Raw genomic sequence first — 21124 nt, 5'->3', positions numbered from 1 at the left:
ATCAAACCCCTGCCTTTCTGACCTGCCAGCTTACAGACCTGTTGTATTCGTTCCACATACGGCTGTAGATCCCGCCCTGCTCTATAAGCTCCTCATGCTTTCCGCTCTCTGCTATCCTGCCCTCAGAAAGAACGTAAATGCGGTCTGCGTTTGTTACCGTTGAAAGCCTGTGTGCTATCATTATAACTGTCTTGTCTTTTGAAAGCCTCTCAAAAGCCTGCTGAACAGACCTCTCGTTGTCAGGGTCGGCAAAAGCCGTCGCCTCATCAAGTATAAGCACAGGCGCATTTTTCAAAAAAGCCCTTGCAATAGAAAGCCTCTGACACTCGCCCCCCGAAACGTATATACCCTTTGAGCCTATCATAGTATCAACGCCATCAGGGAGCTTCTCGATTATATCCATGCACTGTGCGTCACGAAGCGCCGTCATGACCTCCTCGTCCGTGGCGTCAGGTCTGCCCATTCGCACGTTGTCGAGAATACTCATTTTAAGAAGCTTGCTGTCCTGGAAAACATATGAAACATACTTCATAAGCTCCTCTGACGGAATGTTTCTCACGTCTGCCCCTCCTATCTTTATAGAGCCGCTCTTTACATCCCAGAAACGTGCGATAAGCGAACAAAGGGTGGTCTTTCCTCCCCCTGAGGGACCTACTACCGCAATATGCTCTCCTGCCTTTATGTTCATCGTTATTCCGTCAACAGCGTTGCTCTCTGCATTGTCATAAGCAAACACCGCATTGTCAAGCTGGATAGATGAGTCCTTTGGAGTTTCACCGCTCTTTGTCTCAGCAAGCGGCTCAGTTTCAAGAATAGAATACATTCTGTTCACAGCGTCGTCCACCAACATCTGTGACTCTCCTGCATATGCTATCTTCATAAGTGTTACAGTAAGAATAGAAGTTATTATCACATAAAAGAAAAGATTAAGAACAAACTCGTCCGTAACTCCATGGGAAGTGAGTTTGAAAGCCGCAATTATAAGCGCCGCAAAAATGCCGTTTGCCGCAGTGGTGAAGCATATCATAGGAAGCATCATGTTCTTTGTGTATCCAAGAGTCCACTTTTCATATTCGTCAATAGCAAGCTTGAAACGCTTGAAAGAAAATATCGTCTGACCAAAGGTTTTTACAACAGGTATTCCACGAACATACTCCACCGCCTCAGAGGACATTTTTTCAAGTGCATTCTGATACTGCTTCATATCCTCCGCCATTTTAGGACCCATCATAAGCGTGCCCATAAGCACAAATGCGATGAACGCAGGGATAAGGCTAATAAGTCCAAGCCGCCAGTCGAATATGAACATCATAACAAGCAGACCCACAGGGGTCGCCATTGAAACAGCCTTGTCGGGAAAATTGTGGGCAAGATAGGTTTCCGTTGACGCACTTGAATCCATAACTATCTTTCTTATCTTTCCTGTTCCCTCAGCTTCAACATAACCAAGTGGAAGCTTCATAATATGCTTCATCATGCTCACTCTCATGTTAGCCTGCACCCTGAACGCTGCCTTGTGAGAACACATTAGCGCAGCGATATATATAACCATTCCAAGAAGTGCAAAGCCCACAGCCTCCCATCCGTATCGGCTTATGTTCTCCGCCTTTGAAAAATCAGGTCTTACCCTGAGTATCTCTTTTATGATGCGCCAAACATCATAAAACGGTATCAGTGCTATCCATGCACTTATTACAGCAAGAACAGCAGAAGCGTAGGAATAATACTTATGTCCGCCTGCATAGTGCATAAGAATTGCAAAGGAACTTTTCTTTTTCTCTTTCTTTTTCACAACAATACCTCCTGTTTGTTTATAAAGTTAGATTAAACTAACCTATTGCCATTTAAAAAGCAACACCCTATAAGGGGTTGCTGAAAATGTTAAAAGAATAAAATGATTTTGACGGTTTATTTGTAAGGGAGCGGCTCAACGTTTCCTAAACAGCTCCAAACATAGCTATAGCGGGCGAACACTGTTTGCCCCTACAAGTGCATATCATCACAGGTCTGCCCCAAGAACCTTCCCCCAGCCAGCGAAGCAGAACTCTCTTATGCTTTTCATAAAGATCTGCGCCTCGTCATAAGAAAGATCATGAGAGACCACCTCGTAAATATAAGACCAGCCTGTTCGGCAGATAACGTGTATAAAGAAGCCGCTCACCATGTTTTCACGCCTTGAAAACTGCTTTACAAACTCCCTGTAATACTTTTCCTCTATCTCAGCAAGCTCGTCAAAATAATACTCATACTCCGTTCCTGCCGAGTGGCAGAAGATAAGCTTGAAAACGTCAAAGTTTTCATAAATATATTTCAGCACAAGCTCAGTTCCCTCATTGCCCTGACTTGTCGCCTCCGCAGGGTCGCCGCTCTCCCTTGCAGCGGTTATGCTTTCAAGATACAACTCCATAAGTCCGTCTGCAGCCGGCTTTACCACCGCCGAAAAAAGTCCAGCCTTGTCCCCAAAGCGTGTATATATAGACCCCGTACTTACTCCGCTCTCAGAAGAGATCCTGCGAAGATTTGCATTTTGAAAGCCGTGTTCAAGAAATTCTTTTTTTGCACTCTCTATAAGAGTTTCTGTAACTCCTGCTGTTTCCGTTCTCATTTTGCACCTGCCTGAAAACAACCATGTTATAATAACAGTGTTATTATAACATGGTTATTTAAACTTGTCAAGGGGGAATATCATATTTTTTTAAATTTCGGTATACACCCCTCTATCATCTTTGTGATATGCTCTATATCGTCCTTGCAGCCGCCCTTTAGCCATTCCTCTATTATCCCCGCTATGCCGTTTACATAAAATGACATAATATAGTGTCTCTGCTCCTCAGGCACACCGAACCTTTCCAGTACAGGGTCAAAAATATGCTCGAACATCTTCTTGTAAGTCCTGTCCGCACCAAACACAGCAGGATTTTTCATCGCCGCCTGATAAAGCTGCCTGTTGTTCTTCACATAATTGAGATAAGGCAGCAGATATTCGGGCTTTATCCATATAAGCTCATCGGGTGAGCAGCTTTCTATTTCCGGCAAAACGCTCTGCCTGTCCTTAAAAGTTTCGAGAAATTTGTTGTTCATATATTCAAGGCTCTCTTCCAAAAGATCGCCGATAGTTTCATAGTGCAGATAAAATGTCGAGCGGTTCACACCCGCCCTCTGACATATCTCTTTAACAGTTATAAAAGAAAGATCCTTTTTCTGAAGCAGTTCAAGAAACGCCTTGTCCATTTTCTCTGCGGTATTAAAATATTTGCTTTCTGAATTGTTCAAATCTCTCACCTCTCTGTTTTGAGCTTTCTGCTGTGGATAATCATATACACCGCTATCACTATCACAGCACCATACACCGCCGTGCCTGTAAGAGTGTTCATAAGCTTTCTGAAGCCCTCACCGTCTTTTGAAAATGCTGAGATCATCGCCGTCTGCAAACCAAGTATAGACATCATTGCAGACACCAAATTAAGTACCTTTGCCGCAGACAAAACAGGGTCGCCCAGCCTGCGAAACTTCACCAGATTTACCACCGAGATTATACATATATAAAATGTATACATGGCTGAAACATATATTATATACCCAGGATATGAGTACCCTGAGTTCGTCTTTATCATCAGCAGTATCATTCCGCCCATAGGTATGTTTAGTACAAAAAGCAGCCACGCCGTGTTGCGGTAACACCTGAGTCTGTCTGCATTTTTTCTGTTGTAACAGCTTATAAGATACACCCTTAGTATGCCAAGCACAAAATAATACACCGCCATTGAAATAAACCATGTGGAAGCATATATCACCCCTGCAACAAAGCGGAACACCACATATAGAAAATTCACCGCCATTCCCTGATAAATGCTCACGCTTCCACGAAAAGAAATGTCGCTGAAATATTTTTCTCCAAACTCAGTGCCTTTTAGCTTTACAACAGCCCTGTTGTTTTTTGAAAAATTTCTGATACTTTTGTATATCTTAGGTGCTGAAACTGATACCACAGCAAGGGCATAAGCAGATATACCATATATAGTATATACGGCAATGCCATGCTGATTTTTAGAAGCAAACACCCCTATAAGTCCTCCAAAGCCTATGAGCGACACTAAAAAGATGACCCACTTAGGTGGGAAAAAGAGCTTTAAAAGTATGCTCTTTGCCTTTTTCATTATTTCTTGTCACTTATAGTTTTCGCAAGTTCAATTATCTCAAAAGCATATTTCTGCTTTCCCTTTTCAAGAAGCTTTTTGTAGATAGGATAGTTTAATCCCATGCCTATCATGCCGATAACTCCGATAACGATGCCTGCGATAAATGATACCGTGGTTTGTCCGCCTATCTGTCCCATTGCAAGGCACATACCTGTTCCAAAAACCAGTGCCGAGATTATTCCCAGAGTATAGGTGAAAATATTTGCAGGCAGCTTTGCCTTTCTGTCAAGCTTGCGAAGTGCCACCACCTTTGATGTGTCCTTTGGTGCATATTCATTTGCCAACTGTTCTGCGTAGATCTTATCTGTGTTCATTTTTCACAGCCTCCTTTGTATTTTATGTCTATATTATACATAACTCCAAAAGAAAACTGAACAACATCTCCGCAGCTTTGTGTCGATTTTAATTTTTTTCTGATATTATAATACCACACTGCGCTTTTTTCGTCAATGCAGTGACATTCTCGCTCCTTGAAAGATTTTTGATTTTGTAGTATAATCTAAATAAAGAATACAACGACAGGAAATGATAAAAATGAACGCCATAAAAAAAGCCTTTAACTTCGCTAAAAAAGAAACCGTCCTGATAGTGGCAATGCTCTTAGCCGTTATATCTGCGTTTTTCGTCACACCTGACAAAGCATATGCAAGTTATATCGACTTCCGAACACTTGGACTTCTGTTCTCTCTTATGACAGTGACCGAGGGCTGCAAAGGTCTTGGCATTTTTGAACGCAGTGCAAAATTTATCATAAGCAAAGTCAATACCGCATTTCAGCTTTCCATAGTGCTTGTGGGGCTTTGCTTCTTTTCAAGTATGTTCATAACAAATGACGTTTCACTTCTGACCTTTGTTCCCCTCACTCTCACCGCCCTCTCAACTCTCGGTGAAGCAGGCAGCAAGCTTCTCATACCCATTGTCGTTCTGCAGACCATTGCCGCAAATCTTGGCAGTATGCTCACGCCTATAGGCAATCCTCAGAATCTATACCTTTTTGGTGTATCAGATATGAAGCTCAGCGATTTTCTTGTAATTATGCTTCCCTTTACTATTGTGGCAGGAGCGATGCTTTTTCTGTGGACGCTTGCAGTGTGTAAAAAATCAGGAAAGCTGTCTGTCAAGACAGATATAACTGCTGAAAACTTCGATACATATTCGACTAAAGACAAGACAAAGCTTTCAGGATACGTCCTGCTTTTTGTCCTTTGCCTGCTTACAGTTGCAAGGCTTATCCCATGGCAGATAACAACCCTCTGCGCACTTGCTTTCTCTGCCATTGCTGACAGAAACGTGCTTAAAACAGTTGATTACTCACTGCTTCTTACATTCTGCGGGTTTTTCATCTTTATCGGAAATATGGGCAGAGTAGAAATTTTCCGCAGTGTACTCAGCAGCATAATAAACGGTCACGAGCTTTTTATTGCCGTTGCCGCAAGTCAGATAATAAGCAACGTTCCGTGTGCTATACTCCTCTCAGGCTTCACCAACAAGCTGAACGCACTTATAATAGGAACGAACATAGGCGGTCTTGGCACTCTTATCGCCTCCATGGCAAGCCTTATATCCTACAAGCAGATATGCCGCAGCCACCCCCATATCAAAGGCAGATATTTCGCATATTTCACAGCCGCAAATATCGCTTTTCTCGCTGTAATGGCTCTGACTGTAAAGATCGCATACTGAAATAAGTTTTCTATACCCTGCCCACTTTATCTGCATAACATTTTCGCTAAATGCCCACACTATCCGCAGGAGGTGTTTTTATGCTTGAATTTTTTGCAGGAACGCTGGTAGGCGGTTTTGTGGGCGTTGTGACAATGTGCCTTTGTATCACCGCAGGCGAAAGCGACCGTCATGATGAACGATGATGTTTTACACAGGTAAACTTCGTGATTTTCACCAAAAAAGCTGCCGCAAAATCTCCCTTTGCGGTGGCTTTTTTTATGCCGTTTCGTATTGACAAATACTCCGCTTTGTACTATAATAGTATCATTATACTTTAGCAAGTAAAAACGCAAAAGCATAAAAGCTTTAAAGTGACACATGAAGTAAAAGGAGTGTATTGGATTGACAGCAAGGTGGATAGTATTGGTATTATACCTTGCACTTATGATAGGCATAGGTGTTTATTACCGCAGAAAATCGGCAAGCGTCAATGATTTTGTACTGGGAGGAAGAGGTCTTGGAGCATGGTTCACAGCCTTTGCATATGGAACTTCATACTTCTCGGCAGTAATTTTTGTAGGCTACGCAGGAAAATTCGGCTGGAATTACGGTGTGGCTTCCACATGGGTAGGAATCGGAAACGCCGTCATAGGCTCATGGCTTGCATGGAAAGTTTTGGGCAGACGTACAAGGATAATGTCAAAGCACCTTGAGGCAAAGACCATGCCTGAGTATTTTGAAAAGAGATACAACAGCAAGCCTTTGAAGATAGTTTCGGCACTTATCGTGTTCGTATTCCTTATCCCTTATACGGCTTCGGTCTACAACGGCTTGTCAAGACTTTTTGAGAAGGGCTTCGGCATTCCTTACAAATATTGTATAATCGGTATGGCAGTTTTCACTGCGGTGTATGTTATCATGGGTGGCTACAAAGCTACAGCACTGAACGATTTTATTCAGGGAATAGTAATGCTTGTAGGCATTGCGGCGGTAGTGCTTGCAGTGCTTGGCGAAAACGGTGGCCTTGGAAATTCTCTTGACCTGCTTGGTGATATTCCTGGCGCAAATGGCGACAAGGGTGCATATTCGTCACTATTCGGTCCTGACCCTATAAACCTTGCAGGCGTTGTTATTCTTACCTCTCTCGGCACATGGGGACTTCCGCAAATGGTGCAGAAATTCTATGCAATAAAAGACGACAAGGCTATCAAAACAGGCACTATCGTATCCACATTCTTTGCAGTAGTGGTAGCGGGCGGCTGTTACTTCCTTGGTGGCTTCGGCAGACTTTTTGTCAAGAGCGTTGACGGACTTCCTGAGGGCGGTTTTGACGGAATAGTTCCGACTATGATGGAAAAGCTCCCTTCACTGCTTTTCGGACTTGTTATCGTTCTTGTGCTTTCGGCTTCAATGTCGACACTTTCATCGCTTGTGCTTACATCAAGCTCCACTTTGACTATCGACCTTATCAAGCCTATAATGAAAGAAAAAATGGACGAGAAAAAACAGCTTATCACAATGAGAATTTTCATTGCCGTATTTCTTATCATCTCAGTTGTGCTTGCAATAATCACCCTTGAAAATCCACAGACAGTAATTTCAACTCTCATGTCTATCTCATGGGGCGCACTTGCAGGAGCATTCCTTGCGCCGTTTATGTACGGACTTTTCTGGAAGGGCGTAACAAAGGCAGCCTGCATGGCAAGCTTTATCGCAGGAGTAGGCATAACAGTGGTACACATGGCATACTACACCCTTGCAGGACACACAGGAACACTTTGGGGCATAAACCTTGCCTCGCCTATCAACGCAGGCGCATTTGCAATGCTTTTCGGACTTGTTCTTGTACCTATCGTTAGCCTTATCACAAGGCAGAGCGACGCTGACAAGGCTCATGCTGAAAAGGTGTTCGAGTGCTATAATGACAGCGAGATATGATTTCACATCGCTTACATACTTGAAATGCAGACAGGGACGGACTTTGTTCGTTCCTGTTTTTTTAGGGAGATAACGCCCCTTGCATCAATTATGCACAAATTTTGCACATATGATTTGTGTAAACAAATGATTTATATTTTAATTTGGTAACATTTCTGCAATTGTTGCATTTTTTATGCAACAAAACACCCCTTTTTCGTGTATAAGTAGAAAGCGTTTTGACACTTGCGGGCACGTACAAGCCCTGTGACTTAGTGAAACCGAAGGGAGTTTCTGGAGCAGGCTGTAGAGTACTTGTGTCAGAACGTGGGCGTGCATTTGATATTTTGTGTATGCAAAACCTAGGGCATTATACTCGGTGACACACCCCGAACGCAACTTGAAAATCGAATATAAAAAGGTGACTAAAATGCACTCAGCTTTGATTTTATCACGCACCATGACGATGCAAACAAAAAGTTCCATAAAACACCGTTCAATACCTGAACGCATTTTATGGAACTTTTTTCAGATTATAAATTTCTTCGCCTTGTTTACAATACTGCGGTCGTTTTCGTAAGACAGGACCTGTCCTGCCCTGCCGATCTCGACCCAGCGTATGTCTGCGATCTCCTCTTCCTGAGGAGTATAGTCGGTGTTCTTTGCTTTGCCGATAAAGTAGACCACGATCTTCTGCGTGTCCTTCCTTGGTGAATAAGACACTATCTCCCGAAACGTGGTATCAAGATTTACGTCTATCCCCGTTTCCTCCATGATCTCACGCTTGGCAGTTTCTTCCTCTGTTTCATTGCCCTCAACGTGACCCTTTGGGAATGACCAGTGACCGCTGTTGATATGCTTTATCAGCAGTATCTCGGTGTTTCCGTGATACTTTCTGTAAACGATAGCACCGCAGGATTTTTCATGCAGCATCATTTTTCCTTTCCGGAGCTTAGCCCCAATATTTACTCATTGATTTAATTATATCACAACAGCCCTCATTTGTCTATACCCTTTAATAAATATACTCCCATTTTGTGCATATTCCACAAATCAGGTAAAATAAAAAAAGCCGTGCAAAAGCACAGCTTTTTGAAACAGTCAAAGATTATTCCTCGACCTTGTTCTCGATATACTTAACGATATCGCCAACAGTCTTGATGTTCTCGACCTCTTCATCAGGGATCTCTACATCAAAGCTCTCCTCGATGCTCATTACAAGGTCAACTACGTCCAGTGAGTCAGCGCCGAGATCATCTGTGATAGAAGCCTCCATAGTTACTGCGTCCTCTTCAACGTCGAGCTGCTCTACGATAATGTCCTTGATCTTATCAAATACCATTACTTTACCTCCATTCTGTACTTTACTGGGTCTGCCGCTCAGCGCAGCATTTATGTCAGCCGCCGCCGCTCATAAGTCGGCAAATCATTCGGCATGATCATCAAAAAAACTCATTCCTGCGAACTTTCCTCAAACTCGCCCACAGTCCTAAACTTATTATACCGCCCCTCAAGCAATTCGTCAAGACCTTTTTGCAATTTTCTTTTCAAAGCTCCCTCGATATAGTCAGAGATATTCTCCGCAGTGAGCTGTGGGTCGTTATGTGCGCCGCCGTCGGCTTCGGAAATTATATGGTCGCACACGCCAAGTCTTGTAAGATCCTCGGCGGTTATCTTCATTATATCGCAGGCTTCACGCTCTCTTGTGGAATCCTTCCACAGGATACTTGCAAAGCCTCTCGGTGATATTACCGAATAGATAGCGTTTTCAAGCATGGCAAGCTCATCGCAAACTGCAAGAGCCAGCGCTCCTCCCGAGCCGCCCTCTCCAAGAATTATGGAGATAACAGGTGTCTTGAGGGTCATGAACTCCATGATGTTTTTGGCTATCGCTTCACCCTGACCACGCTTCTCGGCTTCTACGCCGCAGAATGCGCCTGCTGTATCAACAAGGCATATAACAGGTCTATGGAACTTCTCAGCCTGCCTTGCAAGCCTGAGAGCCTTTCTGTAGCCCTCCGGGTGGGGCATACCGAAATTGCACTTCTGATTTTCTGCAAGATCTCTGCCCTTTACCTCTGCGATAACTGTAACAGGTATGCCCTTAAAATAGGCTATACCACCCATAACAGCACCGTCGTCGCCAAAAAGTCTGTCTCCGTGCATTTCAAAGAAATCGTCGAATATAAGAGGGATATAGTCCTTGGCAGTCGGTCTGCCCTTGTGTCTGATTATATCAAGTCTTTGACAAGCTGTCAGCTCACTCATTTGAGGACACCTCCTTTGCTGGCTTATGAAGTCTGAGTATATGAGCGAGAACTCTTCTCATTTTCTTTCGCTCAACTATCATATCCACAAAGCCGTTTTCAAGCATGAACTCGGCAGACTGGAAATCGTCAGGAAGCTTCTGCTTTATAGTACCCTCTATAACACGTCTGCCTGCAAATCCGATAAGCACCTTTGGCTCAGCGATTATGATATCGCCCAGTGACGCAAAGGAAGCTGTTACTCCGCCCGTGGTAGGGTCGGTCATAACTGCGATATAAAGCAGACCTGCTTGGTTATGTCTGGCCACAGCACCGCTTGTTTTCGCCATTTGCATAAGGGAAACTATACCCTCCTGCATTCTTGCTCCGCCTGAAGCTGTGAATGCGATAACAGGGAGCTTATTTGCGGTGGCGTATTCGATAGCTCGTGTTATTTTTTCTCCCACAACGCTGCCCATGGAAGCCATCATATAGTTGGAATCCATAACGATTATAACTATCTTCTCGCCTCTTATGGCAGCCTTTCCTGTGATAACGGCGTCTTTAAGACCGGTCTTTTCTCTCAAAGCCTGCTGTTTTGCTTCATAGTCAGGAAAATCTATAGGATTTTTTGATACCATATCCTTATCAAATTCCTCAAAGCTACCCTTATCTATGGTTATATCAAGACGTTCTTTTGCGGTAAGTCTTGAATGATAGTTACAGTGAGGACAAACCTTGCCGTTTGCCTGAAACTCCTCCATAAAAGTGACGTTTCTGCATCTTGGACACTTGAAAAGCAGACCCTTTGGGATATCGGTCTTTTTCTTGTCATCGTCCGCCTTATCGCCGTTAAATCTTACTTTAACGACAGAAAACAGATCTTCAAGCATTATTCCTTACTCCTCTCATCTGCCAAAATGTCGGTACGGTTAAGAAAACCGTTATCGTAATTGCCCTCTAAAAACTCCGGGCGTCTTATAAGCTTGAGCTGGAAATCAACATTGGTTGCAACGCCGTCCACGATAAACTCAGACAGCGCCCATGTCATTTTTGCAATAGCTTCTTCTCTATTCTTACCGTGAACGATGAGCTTGCCTATCATGGAATCGTAATAAGGCGGTATCTCATAGCCCTGATAAACTGCAGTATCTACTCTTATTCCAGGTCCTCCGGGGATAAAGAGCGACTTTATCCTGCCAGGTGACGGTCTGAAATCAAGAAGCGGATTTTCCGCATTTATACGGCACTCTATTGCATGACCTGTCAGCTTTATATCCTCCTGCTTTATAGACAATCTCTGTCCTGATGCGATAAGAAGCTGTTGCTTTACAAGGTCAACGCCTGTAACAGCTTCTGTGATAGGGTGTTCCACCTGTATACGGGTGTTCATTTCCATGAAATAGAACTCGCCGTTTTTATCCACAAGGAACTCAATAGTGCCTGCATTCCTATAGCCGCAGACCTTAGCGGCTGTACAAGCGGCTTTGCCCATTTTCGCACGAAGCTCCTCATTCATAAAGCTTGCAGGGGAAGGGGCTTCCTCGAGGACCTTCTGATTTCTTCTCTGCATGGAGCAGTCACGCTCGCCCAGATAGATAACGTCGCCGTAATTATCTGCAAGTATCTGTATCTCGATATGCTTAGGGTCTTCTATGAATTTCTCGATATAGATCTCGTCATTGCCGAAGCAGGCAAGAGCTTCCTGCTTTGCGGCGGTCATCTGTGATTCAAGCTCATCGTCGGAGTGAACGATCCTTATGCCACGTCCTCCGCCGCCTGCTGAAGCCTTTACCATAACAGGGTAGCCAAGATCTCTTGCAAGGGTATGCGCCGCATGGATATTTGAGATAGCACCGTCTGAACCCATTATAACAGGCACGCCTGCTTCTTTCATTGTTTCCTTTGCCTGCGCTTTATCGCCAAGCATTTCAATAGACTCGGCTCTTGGTCCTATGAAAGTTATGCCGCACTTTTCGCACATTCTCGCAAAGGACGGATTTTCAGACAGAAAGCCAAAGCCCGGGTGGATAGCGTCTGCACCTGTTATCTCGCAGGCGGAGATTATCGCCCTGACATTAAGATAACTGTCCTTGCTTGGTGCAGGGCCTATGCAGACTGCCTCGTCTGCTATCTGAGCGTGGAGAGCGTTTCTGTCGGCAGTTGAATATACCGCAACAGTATGTATGCCAAGCTCTCGGCAGGCTCTTATAATGCGGACAGCGATCTCGCCTCTGTTCGCTATCAATACTTTTTTGAACATATTATGCCTCACTAATAATTATTTAATTATTTTCGGAACTTGCGGACTAGATAAACTATCTGCCATATGAGCATAAACGGCAGAACAGGCAGAATAGTAAGCATAAGGCAAGTCCAGAACATAGCCCTAAAAAAAGCTTCCGTCCCGTAATACATTGAACATTCGCCCATAAAAGGTCCTTCTTTATATCCAGCAAACATACTGTACAAGCTGTAAAGAAATATCAGCACTATGGGAGCAAATGAGATCAGAAACAGCACAAAGCTTATTTTTCTTTGTTTATAGCTCTGCAAAGACTCAGCATATCTTTTGTTTATCACTCTTTTTATCAGATAGGTCAGCAGCCACACCAACTGGTAAAGAACAGCAGCGGTGGGAAGTATCCACAAAAGATCATCAAAAACAGACCATACCCAGCTGCCAAACCACTCGGCGATGAATTTTTCCGCCAAATTTGAAAATGACCTATCCTCATATGATCTTGCCAACTCTGACACATAATTCACAGCTCCGATGGTATGACCAATGATACCGATGAAAACAAGTGCTGCTGATATATACAGCGGTGTTTTTGAACGCTCAAACTTTGCCACAAGCACTCCCCCTGCTTACCGCATATCCGAACTTATTAAATTACTAAATTGCTTTATTACTTTATCGCAAAAGTTATCTCAGCGGAAACAGCCTTCTTGCCGTTTACAGAAGCAAGTGCCTTTCCAACGCCGATAGGACCCTTGACTTTGATTATCTCCACCTCGATATCCAGCTTATCACCAGGCACTACCTGCTGACGGAACTTACAGTTGTTTATGCCGCCGAACAGACCTATCTTGCCCTTGTTCTCAGGAAGTGAAAGCAGTGCAACTGCACCTGCCTGCGCACACATCTCTACCATAAGCACGCCTGGGGTAACAGGATAATTCGGGAAATGTCCCTTGAACCAAAAGTCCTCAGCCTTTATATACTTTGTAGCCTTTACACGCTTGCCCACTTCAAGCTCGTTTACCTCGTCGATAAGCAGAAAAGGGTCACGGTGAGGGATTATTTCCATGATCTGCTCTTTATTCAAAACAACTGCCATTGTCTTTCCTCCAAATCAGTTTAGTCAAGTATCATTATGGTCTGATCGAACTCAACAGCGTCGCCGCTGTTTACGCATATCTCTCTTACCACGCCGTCAAATTCGCTCTGTACTTCGCTCATTACCTTCATGGACTCGATAATGAAGATAGTGTCGCCCTTCTTTATCTTGTCGCCAACGCTTACGAACGGCTTTGAATCAGGTGACGGAGCGGCATAGAATGTTCCCACGATAGGGGCTTTAACTGCCTTGCCGCCTGTTACCGGTGCTGATGCTGCCGACGCTTCCGGTGCTGTCTGGGCAGCAGGTGAAGCTGTGCCTACAGCCATTGGCATAGGCATTCCCATTGGTGCAGGAGGAGGGCATTTCTTGCCCTTTACTGTTATCACCTTGTCGCCGTCAGCTATTGTTATCTCACCGAGGTCTTTATTCTTCACGATATCGGCAAGCTTCTCTATTGTTTCAAGGTCAAACTGACCATAAATTTTTTCGCTCATATCAGTTTCTCCTTATTAGTCGCACTTCTTGATACAGATAGTAGCGTTATGTCCGCCAAAGCCCAGAGAGTTTGAAAGTGCTGCATAGACAGGCATTTCTCTGTTGCCCTCAACGCAGTAGTCAAGGTCGCACTCAGGGTCAGGAGTGGTGTAGTTTATTGTCTTATGAACAAAGTCGTTGTGTACAGAAAGTGCAGTAACGATAGCTTCCATACCGCCTGCCGCACCAAGAAGGTGACCTGTCATAGACTTTGTGGAGTTTATGACCGTCTTTCTTGCGGCTTCTTCGCCAAGAGCAAGCTTGATAGCTGTTGTTTCATACTTATCGTTAAGACCTGTTGATGTGCCGTGAGCGTTGATGTAGTTCACCTGCTCAGGCTTCAGACCTGCTTCTTCATAGGCATACTTCATTGCATGAGCGGCAGCCTCACCTGTTGGTGATGGGCTTGTCATGTGATAAGCGTCGCCTGTTGCGCCATAGCCTGCTATCTCAGCTATGATATTTGCACCTCTTGCTTTAGCGTGTTCATACTCCTCAAGGCAAAGTATGCCTGCACCCTCGCCAAGGACAAAGCCCTGTCTGTTCAGGTCGAATGGAGTTGAAGCCTTGTCAAGCTCTGTTGCCTTTGAGAGAGCCTTCATATTGTTGAAGCCGCTGAGTGCGAAATGAGAGATACAAGCCTCTGAGCCACCGCAAAGGCAAACGTCAAGATAGCCGTCCTTTATTTTTCTGAAAGCTTCGCCGATAGCGTGAGTACCCGAAGCGCAAGCTGTGGTGGTACAGAAATTATCGCCCTTAAAGCCTGTATGCATTGCAACAGTACCAGCCGCCATATTGCCTATCATCATAGGAATAAAGAAAACCGATACCTTATCAGGCTTTTCGTTGAACTTTGTTACTTCCTTTTCGGTCATGTTAAGACCGCCGATACCAACACCGATTATAACGCCGGCCTTAAATGGATCAACGTCCTTGAAATCAGAGCCTGCCATTTTAAGAGCCTGCTTTGCAGAGCAAACAGCGAACTGAGTAAATCTATCCATTCTCTTTGCTTCTTTTTTATCTATATACTCAGTGCAGTCAAAATCCTTGACAGCACCGACTATCTTTACAGGAAAATTTTCGGTATCAAACTGGTCAACATAAGACAGGCCGTTCTTGTTAGCCTTGATATTAGCCCAAAATTCCTCTACGTTCTTGCCAAGAGGGTTTACTGTACCCATACCTGTGATAACAACTCTTCTCATTTAAACACTCCTTAGTATCATTTAAAACATATCAAATCTACATTCCGTAAAATAAATCCACACGGCGTAAAATGCCCGTCACGGTGAGTGACTACATCATAAGTCCGCCGCTTATTTCTATTACCTGTCCTGTGACATAGCTTGCGTCCTTGGAAGCAAGGAAGGATACAACGCCTGCTATCTCGTCAACTTCGCCGTAACGCTTCATTGCTATCTGATTTATCATAGCCTGCTTCTGAGCGTCTGTGAGCTTGTCTGTCATAGGGGTCTTGATAAATCCGGGGGCTACAGCGTTGCAGGTGATACCTCTTGAACCAAGCTCCTTTGCAACTGTCTTTGTCATGCCGACGATAGCCGCCTTTGTTGCGGAATAGTTTATCTGTCCGGGGTTGCCGTAAAGTCCTGCAACGGAAGCAAGATTTATTATTTTGCCTGACTTCTGTCGCATCATAACGCTGCCCACAAATTTTGACATATTGAACACGCTCTTCTGGTTTACAGCAACTACCATATCGTACTGCTCCTCGCTCATACGAGCCATAAGGCCGTCACGAGTGATTCCTGCGTTGTTTACTAGCACGTCGATAGTGCCGAAACGAGTCTTTACTGCCTTGACTGTTTCCTCTACCTGTGCATAGCTTGAAACGTCGCAGATGAACTTTTCACACTCTACGCCCTCTGCCTTTATCTTATCCATTATATCGTTATCTTCAAACATTGCCTCTGAGATGTCGTTGAGAGCAATATTATAGCCGTCCTTTGCAAGTCTGAGTGCTATCGCTGCACCTATTCCTCTTGCAGAACCTGTTATCAATGCTGTTGCCATTTTATTTTCCTCCTGTTATTTCTGCATGATGTAAATGATATCTCTGAGAGTATCATAATCTATCATATCTTTGTAAATGGTCTGTTTTCTTCCGTTCGGTAAAAGTACCTTCATTCCGTTTTTATTTTCCTTAAGCAAGGTCAGCTCCTTTACCTCATATACTAATATCCTGCTGTTTTCGATCTCACCGTCAAGAAGCTTTTTCAACGTATAATGGTCGCTTAAAAATCCCATTGCGTCGTCCTGTGCTTTCATAATGCTTCTCATGCCGTGATTTGAAGTATTAGAATGCGAATGCGGTACAGCTGCACCTATACTATAAAGCGTCCCCTTGTAATACGCATAGCAGGTAAAATGCCTCATATGTTTCGCCGATGCTTTTGCGGCAGCTATACTGATGTATACAACGCACAGTAAAAATACTATAAACACAGCAGCTGCTGCCACTTCTGTTTCCTGTGAAGTGACCTTTCTGACCGCATCACGGTTTGCTGCTGAATCTTTTCCAATAAAAATAAATAATGGTATCGTTGAAAGTATCAGCACTAAAAGTGCAGGTATCATTCTGACAAGCACACCTTTACCGATCTCACTTCTCGAAGTCGGCGGATATTGAAATAACTTTATCATATTATTAGTTTATTTGTTCAGCAGCTCTTCAGCCTGTGCAAACATTTCCTCTATCATATCCTTTGCAGGCTCGACCTTCTTTACCATGCCTGCGATAGCTCCGCAGAGGAAAGAACCCTCCTCAAGGTTGCCGTCCTGAACGGCTTTTCTCAGTGAACCGAGGGTTATCTCCTCAAACTCCTCAGGTGTGATCGTGCCGTTTGCTTCGCCGCTTGCAAGCTTCTTTGAGAACTTTGTCTTAACGTTTCTGCATGGGTGACCTGTATATCTGCCTGTTACGATACTGTCTGTATCCTTAGCCTTTACAACAAGCTCCTTATAAACAGGGTTTATCTGACACTCCTCTGCGGCAAGGAAACGTGTGCCGAGCTGTACGCCCTCTGCGCCAAGCATGAATGAAGCGGCTATTCCTCTGCCGTCTGCTATTCCGCCTGCGGCGATAACAGGTATCTCAACTGCGTCAACTACCTGTGGAACAAGACACATGGTTGTGTTCTCACCGATATGTCCGCCTGACTCTGTTCCCTCTGCAATAACAGCGTCAGCGCCTGCTCTTTCCATTCTCTTTGCAAGAGCAACTGACGGAACGACTGGTATCACCTTTATGCCTGCTTCTTTCCATGCAGCCATATACTTTCCGGGGTTGCCTGCGCCTGTTGTTACGACAGGTACGCCCTCGTCTATAACGAGCTGAGCGAGGTCGTCGGCATTAGGGCTCATGAGCATGATATTAACGCCGAAAGGCTTGCCGTTTACAGCCGCCTTTGTCTGTCTTATCTGATCTCTCAGGTAGTCGATAGGTGCAGAGCCGCCTGCGATTATGCCAAGTCCGCCTGCGTTTGAAACTGCGGAAGCGAGAGTATGCTCAGCTATCCAAGCCATACCGCCCTGAAAGATAGGGTATTTTATACCCAAGAGTTCAGTTATTCTTGTCTTTGTAGTAGTCATAGTAGTTCTCCTTATTGTCAAAAGCAAATTTTGTGCCATAATACATAATAACAATTTATTATGTACCGAATATAAACTGTATATTTATCATCAATACTCGAAAACAGCCGCACCATAAGTAAGTCCGCCGCCGAAGCCTACAAGACAAACCTTGTCGCCTCTTTTTATCCTGCCTTCTGCAACTGCGTCGCAAAATGCGATAGGGATAGATGCGGAAGATGTATTGCCGTAGCGGTCGATATATACCGGGAACTTGTCCATTGAAACGCCAAGGTGCTTTGCGGCAGTTTCGATTATTCTTATATTTGCCTGATGCGGCACTATCCAATCAAGGTCATCAGGGGAAATTTCGATCTTTTTACAAGCCTGCTCAACTGCATTTGGAAGTGCCTTTGTGGCAAACTTATAGACCTCTTTGCCGTCCTGCTTGAAGAAATAATCCTTTGTTTCAGGCATATCCATATCAAATTCCTCGCTATTGGTTCTGAAAGCGTTCTCAGACTTCAAAGCACGGGAAGCAAGATACTTTGCACCGTTTCCGTCTGCGCCAAGGAAGCTTGAGTATGTAGTATCCTCTGCTGTTTCAAGGACGAAAGCGGCTGCGCCGTCACCGAAAAGCACGCAGGAAGAACGGTCGGTATAATCAACGAATTTTGAAAGCTCCTCAGAAGCAACCAAAAGAACGGTCTTTATTCCGTCGCCTGTCTGGAGATATCTCTTTGCGGTATCAAAGCCGTAAACAAAGCCTGCACAAGCAGCGTTAAGGTCAAATGCGATACAGCCTATCGCGCCTATCTCTCTCTGGATAAGGCAGGAAAGTGACGGAGTGAAATAATCCCCTGTTACTGTTGTGGCAATAATAAGGTCGATATCCTCTGCCTTTACTCCTGCGTCAGCCATTGCAGCCTTTGCCGCCATTGCTCCAAGATAGTATGTAGGCTCGCCATTTGTGATGTGTCTTTGCTTGATGCCTGTTCTCTGAGTTATCCACTCGTCGCTTGTTTCAACGATCTTTGTGAAATCCTCGTTTGTTGCGACCATTTCAGGCACATATTTGCCTATGCCCTTGATCTTTACGCCTGTTACTTTACTTCCCACTGATTTTTCCTCCTGAAAATTCTATATTATATATTGTATATTTCCGCAATTTGTGCTATAATGTTCTTGTTCCTATGGAGCAAATCAAAATATATTATATCAAAATATAATTAGTTAATTTTTTAACTATATAACACATATCATAACATTATAATTATAAACTGTTTTTTTAGATACGTCAATAACAAATTATGAACAACTCTTGATGAATTTAAACATTTAGAGAATTTTTCACAAGTTTTAGGGCGTTAGTTAATATTATGTGTCCATTTTTGAAAATATCTTGCAAAAATTAAATCATAAAACAATAATTTAGCGTAGATAGCTTTCAGAAATTTACAGATATGAGATAAGGCGGCTTTGATATTATCAAGCGGCTATGTATAAATTTAACCACAAAGGAGTAAAATTTTATGTCAAAAAATATTTTTTTGTTTTCAGGTCAGGGCTCACAGTATGTAGGAATGGCTAAGGAGCTTTGCGAAAAGTATGATGCTGCAAATGCGGTTTTCGACACAGCGGAAAAGGTGCTGGGATATGACCTGAGAGCGGTAACATTTGACGGTCCTGACACTGAGCTTAACAAGACAGTGAACTCACAGCCTGCTATAATGGCTTGCTCGCTTGCCGCTTTTGAAGCCGCAAAGGCTGAGGGCATCACATTTGACGGCGTGGCAGGTCACTCACTGGGCGAATATGCTGCTATGGTAGCCGCAGGTGTTGTAACTATGGAGGACGGCTTCAAGCTCATCAAGGCGAGAGCGGCAGCTATGCAGAAAGCCGCAGAGGCTAACAGTGGCTCAATGTATGCTATAATCGGTCTGCCTGCTGAAGAGGTCGAGAAGATATGCGAGGAAACAGAGGGCTATGTTGTTCCTGTAAACTACAACTCAGCCGTTCAGACAGTTATCGCTGGCGATACTGCGGCTTGCGAGGCGGCTGCGGCAAAGTTTGCGGAGATGAAGAAAAAGGCTATAAAGCTCAATGTTGCGTCTGCTTTCCACTCAAAGCTCATGCAGAGTGCGGCTGATGAATTTATCGAAACTGCAAAGACAGTTGAATTCAAGACTGCAAACGTTGATTTCTACTCAAACGTTCTTGGAACAAAGCTTGAGGATTTTTCTGCTATGCCTGATATGCTTGCAAAGCACATCGTTTCACCAGTTAAGTTCACTTCTGAGCTTGCAGAAATGGAAAAGGCAGGCTATGAGAACTTTATCGAGCTTGGTCCTAACAAGGTGCTTACCGGTCTTGTAAAGAAAACTCTCAAGGGCAAGAACGCTGTGAACATTGAGAACAATGCCACAATGGAAAAGGCTCTTGCTTCTCTGAGCTAAAATATAGAGGGGAGAAAAATGAAAAAGGCTATGAAAAGGGCTTTGCTGTTGGCATTGGCGGTGGCAATGCTTGTTTGTCTGAGTGCCTGTGGAAAATGTGCGTGGGAGATAAAAATAAACGGCAAAAATATACAGATACCATGCACTCTGGACGATATTGGCGAGGAATATGAATACACGCTGGATTATCCTTTTTCGGGAAACTCAAACGGCAAGGGGATATTCTCGGTGGCGCTTATGCAGGACGGCAGTATAATAGGCACTGTTAAGGTAGAAGCAGACAGTGTTGACGATATTGACAGGAAGTCGAAGATACGTCAGATAAGTGCGGCGCAAAGCAGTTCCGATAAAAAGGGAATGAGCATTGCAGGGGTAAAATGCGGTGATGACAAGACGGAAGTCAAAAAAGTTTTCGGCGAGCCTGACAGTCCCGACGCAGACGCATGGAAATACAAGAAAAGGGGCTTTTTGGCGACTTTCTTTTTTGATGATGACGGCAAGGTGACAATGCTGAGCATATCAGACATTGATGATGAAGATACCTGATAAAAGGCGGTGTATAAAATGAAACGCAATGACTACATATCATGGGACGAATATTTTATGGGCATTTCACTGCTATCTGCACAGAGGAGCAAGGATTCTCACACGCAGGTAGGGGCGTGCATAGTTTCTCAGGACAACAAGATATTGTCAGTAGGCTACAACGGTATGCCTACCGGGTGTTCTGATGATGAGATGCCGTGGGACAGGAACGGAGAGTTTCTTGACACGAAATATCCATTTGTGTGTCATGCCGAGCTTAACGCCATTCTCAACCATGCGGCAGGAAGCTTGCAGAATGCCAAGATATATGTTTCACTTTTTCCATGCAACGAATGTGCAAAGGCTATCATTCAAAGCGGCATAAAGGAAGTCGTTTACTGGGAGGACAAATACGCCGACACTGACGGAGTTAAGGCTTCTAAGAAAATGTTTGAGCTGACGGGGGTAAAGATACGCAGGTATGTGCCTACTAACAGGGAGATAACTATTAGGCTGTAAAAGGCAATTATCCTGCTGAAACAGTTTCAGGCGACAATGCGGGCGAACACTGTTCGCCCCTACTGTACATTGTGCAGTTATTAAGGTTTGTGCAATAAATTGCAAGTTGCCCCTACGGATATACA

24 protein-coding genes are annotated in these 21124 nt (G+C 44.1%); 6 read left to right on the top strand and 18 right to left on the bottom strand.

What is annotated here, in order from left to right:
- Position 1: 1 nt before the first annotated feature.
- The 5 genes from DW015_RS06660 to DW015_RS06640 form a co-directional block, all read right to left on the bottom strand.
- A complete protein-coding gene (locus DW015_RS06660) occupies positions 2-1750 on the bottom strand; it encodes an ABC transporter ATP-binding protein (RefSeq protein WP_117905053.1) in 1749 nt (582 codons plus the stop codon).
- Positions 1751-1999: 249 nt separating this feature from the next.
- Positions 2000-2605: a TetR/AcrR family transcriptional regulator gene (locus DW015_RS06655; RefSeq protein ID WP_117905038.1), complete on the bottom strand. Its 606-nt coding sequence runs from the start codon at positions 2603-2605 to the stop codon at positions 2000-2002.
- 80 nt (positions 2606-2685) lie between these two features.
- A complete protein-coding gene (locus tag DW015_RS06650) occupies positions 2686-3273 on the bottom strand; it encodes a TetR/AcrR family transcriptional regulator (protein WP_117905036.1) in 588 nt (195 codons plus the stop codon).
- Positions 3274-3278: 5 nt separating this feature from the next.
- Entirely contained in the window at positions 3279-4157 is an 879-nt protein-coding gene (locus tag DW015_RS06645; RefSeq protein ID WP_117905034.1) for a hypothetical protein, read from the bottom strand.
- Entirely contained in the window at positions 4157-4513 is a 357-nt protein-coding gene (locus DW015_RS06640) for a dihydropteridine reductase (RefSeq protein WP_117905032.1), read from the bottom strand. Before DW015_RS06640 ends, DW015_RS06645 begins: the two co-directional genes overlap by 1 nt.
- Before the next feature lie 220 nt (positions 4514-4733).
- Here DW015_RS06640 and DW015_RS06635 point away from each other — a divergent pair, with 220 nt between their 5' ends.
- From DW015_RS06635 to DW015_RS06625, 3 genes are all read left to right on the top strand, one after another.
- The gene (locus DW015_RS06635) at positions 4734-5882 is read left to right on the top strand and encodes an SLC13 family permease (RefSeq protein ID WP_117905030.1); all 1149 of its coding nucleotides are present in this window, start codon (positions 4734-4736) and stop codon (positions 5880-5882) included.
- Positions 5883-5962: 80 nt separating this feature from the next.
- Positions 5963-6067, top strand: a complete 105-nt coding sequence (locus DW015_RS06630) for a DUF3789 domain-containing protein (RefSeq protein WP_022288118.1) — start codon at positions 5963-5965, stop codon at positions 6065-6067.
- A 241-nt stretch (positions 6068-6308) separates the two neighbouring features.
- Complete coding sequence (locus tag DW015_RS06625) at positions 6309-7802, top strand: sodium/solute symporter (RefSeq protein WP_117905052.1); 1494 nt, start codon at positions 6309-6311, stop codon at positions 7800-7802.
- 507 nt (positions 7803-8309) lie between these two features.
- On the opposite strand, the gene DW015_RS06620 is transcribed toward DW015_RS06625, so the two are convergent.
- The 13 genes from DW015_RS06620 to DW015_RS06560 form a co-directional block, all read right to left on the bottom strand.
- A complete protein-coding gene (locus DW015_RS06620) occupies positions 8310-8714 on the bottom strand; it encodes an NUDIX domain-containing protein (protein WP_022288120.1) in 405 nt (134 codons plus the stop codon).
- A gap of 175 nt (positions 8715-8889) precedes the next feature.
- Positions 8890-9123, bottom strand: coding sequence for an acyl carrier protein (locus tag DW015_RS06615; protein ID WP_022288121.1), 234 nt, complete (start codon positions 9121-9123; stop codon positions 8890-8892).
- A gap of 110 nt (positions 9124-9233) precedes the next feature.
- Positions 9234-10049 carry an acetyl-CoA carboxylase carboxyltransferase subunit alpha gene (locus DW015_RS06610; RefSeq protein WP_022288122.1) on the bottom strand — a complete coding sequence of 272 codons (816 nt, stop codon included), beginning with the start codon at positions 10047-10049 and terminating at the stop codon, positions 9234-9236.
- Positions 10042-10920 (bottom strand): acetyl-CoA carboxylase, carboxyltransferase subunit beta, encoded by an 879-nt coding sequence (accD, locus tag DW015_RS06605; protein WP_046439842.1) that lies wholly within the window; start codon positions 10918-10920, stop codon positions 10042-10044. The genes DW015_RS06610 and accD overlap by 8 nt, the downstream gene beginning before the upstream one ends.
- The gene (locus DW015_RS06600; RefSeq protein WP_022288124.1) at positions 10920-12290 is read right to left on the bottom strand and encodes an acetyl-CoA carboxylase biotin carboxylase subunit; all 1371 of its coding nucleotides are present in this window, start codon (positions 12288-12290) and stop codon (positions 10920-10922) included. The genes accD and DW015_RS06600 overlap by 1 nt, the downstream gene beginning before the upstream one ends.
- A 26-nt stretch (positions 12291-12316) precedes the next feature.
- On the bottom strand, positions 12317-12883 hold the full coding sequence (locus tag DW015_RS06595; RefSeq protein ID WP_117905028.1) for a hypothetical protein: 567 nt from the start codon (positions 12881-12883) through the stop codon (positions 12317-12319).
- A gap of 56 nt (positions 12884-12939) precedes the next feature.
- Complete coding sequence (gene fabZ, locus DW015_RS06590; protein ID WP_022288125.1) at positions 12940-13371, bottom strand: 3-hydroxyacyl-ACP dehydratase FabZ; 432 nt, start codon at positions 13369-13371, stop codon at positions 12940-12942.
- Between the two features lie 20 nt (positions 13372-13391).
- The gene (gene accB / locus DW015_RS06585) at positions 13392-13868 is read right to left on the bottom strand and encodes an acetyl-CoA carboxylase biotin carboxyl carrier protein (RefSeq protein WP_117905026.1); all 477 of its coding nucleotides are present in this window, start codon (positions 13866-13868) and stop codon (positions 13392-13394) included.
- A 15-nt stretch (positions 13869-13883) separates the two neighbouring features.
- The gene (gene fabF / locus DW015_RS06580) at positions 13884-15116 is read right to left on the bottom strand and encodes a beta-ketoacyl-ACP synthase II (protein WP_117905024.1); all 1233 of its coding nucleotides are present in this window, start codon (positions 15114-15116) and stop codon (positions 13884-13886) included.
- A gap of 91 nt (positions 15117-15207) precedes the next feature.
- Positions 15208-15942 carry a 3-oxoacyl-[acyl-carrier-protein] reductase gene (fabG, locus tag DW015_RS06575; protein WP_117905023.1) on the bottom strand — a complete coding sequence of 245 codons (735 nt, stop codon included), beginning with the start codon at positions 15940-15942 and terminating at the stop codon, positions 15208-15210.
- A gap of 15 nt (positions 15943-15957) precedes the next feature.
- Positions 15958-16572 (bottom strand): hypothetical protein, encoded by a 615-nt coding sequence (locus tag DW015_RS06570; protein ID WP_147338141.1) that lies wholly within the window; start codon positions 16570-16572, stop codon positions 15958-15960.
- 9 nt (positions 16573-16581) lie between these two features.
- On the bottom strand, positions 16582-17520 hold the full coding sequence (gene fabK, locus DW015_RS06565) for an enoyl-[acyl-carrier-protein] reductase FabK (protein WP_117877015.1): 939 nt from the start codon (positions 17518-17520) through the stop codon (positions 16582-16584).
- 90 nt (positions 17521-17610) lie between these two features.
- A complete protein-coding gene (locus DW015_RS06560) occupies positions 17611-18618 on the bottom strand; it encodes a beta-ketoacyl-ACP synthase III (RefSeq protein WP_278306045.1) in 1008 nt (335 codons plus the stop codon).
- A gap of 413 nt (positions 18619-19031) precedes the next feature.
- Between DW015_RS06560 and fabD the strand changes: the two genes are divergently transcribed.
- From fabD to DW015_RS06545, 3 genes are read left to right on the top strand one after another with little or no spacing between them, the layout of a single operon-like run.
- Positions 19032-19955 carry an ACP S-malonyltransferase gene (gene fabD, locus DW015_RS06555; protein WP_022288131.1) on the top strand — a complete coding sequence of 308 codons (924 nt, stop codon included), beginning with the start codon at positions 19032-19034 and terminating at the stop codon, positions 19953-19955.
- Between the two features lie 18 nt (positions 19956-19973).
- Entirely contained in the window at positions 19974-20501 is a 528-nt protein-coding gene (locus tag DW015_RS06550; RefSeq protein ID WP_117905019.1) for a hypothetical protein, read from the top strand.
- A gap of 18 nt (positions 20502-20519) precedes the next feature.
- Positions 20520-20999 carry a dCMP deaminase family protein gene (locus DW015_RS06545; protein ID WP_046439855.1) on the top strand — a complete coding sequence of 160 codons (480 nt, stop codon included), beginning with the start codon at positions 20520-20522 and terminating at the stop codon, positions 20997-20999.
- The last annotated feature ends 125 nt before the right edge of the window (positions 21000-21124 follow it).

This window comes from Ruminococcus sp. AF37-20 (assembly GCF_003460465.1).
GTDB lineage: Bacteria > Bacillota > Clostridia > Oscillospirales > Ruminococcaceae > Hominimerdicola > Hominimerdicola aceti.
Note: the sequence above shows the minus strand (reverse complement) of the source record. Positions and strands in the feature narration are given on the sequence as shown.

What these genes read in the sequence shown, in the direction of transcription:
- DW015_RS06635 (WP_117905030.1), top strand. Translation starts at nt 4,734, where the DNA reads ATGAACGCCATAAAAAAAGCCTTTAACTTCGCTAAAAAAGAAACCGTC.
- DW015_RS06570 (WP_147338141.1), bottom strand. Translation starts at nt 16,572, where the DNA reads ATGATAAAGTTATTTCAATATCCGCCGACTTCGAGAAGTGAGATCGGT.
- DW015_RS06550 (WP_117905019.1), top strand. Translation starts at nt 19,974, where the DNA reads ATGAAAAAGGCTATGAAAAGGGCTTTGCTGTTGGCATTGGCGGTGGCA.
- DW015_RS06630 (WP_022288118.1), top strand. Translation starts at nt 5,963, where the DNA reads ATGCTTGAATTTTTTGCAGGAACGCTGGTAGGCGGTTTTGTGGGCGTT.
- accD (WP_046439842.1), bottom strand. Translation starts at nt 10,920, where the DNA reads ATGCTTGAAGATCTGTTTTCTGTCGTTAAAGTAAGATTTAACGGCGAT.
- DW015_RS06545 (WP_046439855.1), top strand. Translation starts at nt 20,520, where the DNA reads ATGAAACGCAATGACTACATATCATGGGACGAATATTTTATGGGCATT.
- accB (WP_117905026.1), bottom strand. Translation starts at nt 13,868, where the DNA reads ATGAGCGAAAAAATTTATGGTCAGTTTGACCTTGAAACAATAGAGAAG.
- DW015_RS06660 (WP_117905053.1), bottom strand. Translation starts at nt 1,750, where the DNA reads ATGCACTATGCAGGCGGACATAAGTATTATTCCTACGCTTCTGCTGTT.
- DW015_RS06615 (WP_022288121.1), bottom strand. Translation starts at nt 9,123, where the DNA reads ATGGTATTTGATAAGATCAAGGACATTATCGTAGAGCAGCTCGACGTT.
- DW015_RS06640 (WP_117905032.1), bottom strand. Translation starts at nt 4,513, where the DNA reads ATGAACACAGATAAGATCTACGCAGAACAGTTGGCAAATGAATATGCA.
- DW015_RS06600 (WP_022288124.1), bottom strand. Translation starts at nt 12,290, where the DNA reads ATGTTCAAAAAAGTATTGATAGCGAACAGAGGCGAGATCGCTGTCCGC.
- DW015_RS06625 (WP_117905052.1), top strand. Translation starts at nt 6,309, where the DNA reads ATGATAGGCATAGGTGTTTATTACCGCAGAAAATCGGCAAGCGTCAAT.
- DW015_RS06645 (WP_117905034.1), bottom strand. Translation starts at nt 4,157, where the DNA reads ATGAAAAAGGCAAAGAGCATACTTTTAAAGCTCTTTTTCCCACCTAAG.
- DW015_RS06610 (WP_022288122.1), bottom strand. Translation starts at nt 10,049, where the DNA reads ATGAGTGAGCTGACAGCTTGTCAAAGACTTGATATAATCAGACACAAG.
- fabD (WP_022288131.1), top strand. Translation starts at nt 19,032, where the DNA reads ATGTCAAAAAATATTTTTTTGTTTTCAGGTCAGGGCTCACAGTATGTA.
- fabG (WP_117905023.1), bottom strand. Translation starts at nt 15,942, where the DNA reads ATGGCAACAGCATTGATAACAGGTTCTGCAAGAGGAATAGGTGCAGCG.
- DW015_RS06620 (WP_022288120.1), bottom strand. Translation starts at nt 8,714, where the DNA reads ATGCTGCATGAAAAATCCTGCGGTGCTATCGTTTACAGAAAGTATCAC.
- DW015_RS06655 (WP_117905038.1), bottom strand. Translation starts at nt 2,605, where the DNA reads ATGAGAACGGAAACAGCAGGAGTTACAGAAACTCTTATAGAGAGTGCA.
- fabF (WP_117905024.1), bottom strand. Translation starts at nt 15,116, where the DNA reads ATGAGAAGAGTTGTTATCACAGGTATGGGTACAGTAAACCCTCTTGGC.
- fabK (WP_117877015.1), bottom strand. Translation starts at nt 17,520, where the DNA reads ATGACTACTACAAAGACAAGAATAACTGAACTCTTGGGTATAAAATAC.
- fabZ (WP_022288125.1), bottom strand. Translation starts at nt 13,371, where the DNA reads ATGGCAGTTGTTTTGAATAAAGAGCAGATCATGGAAATAATCCCTCAC.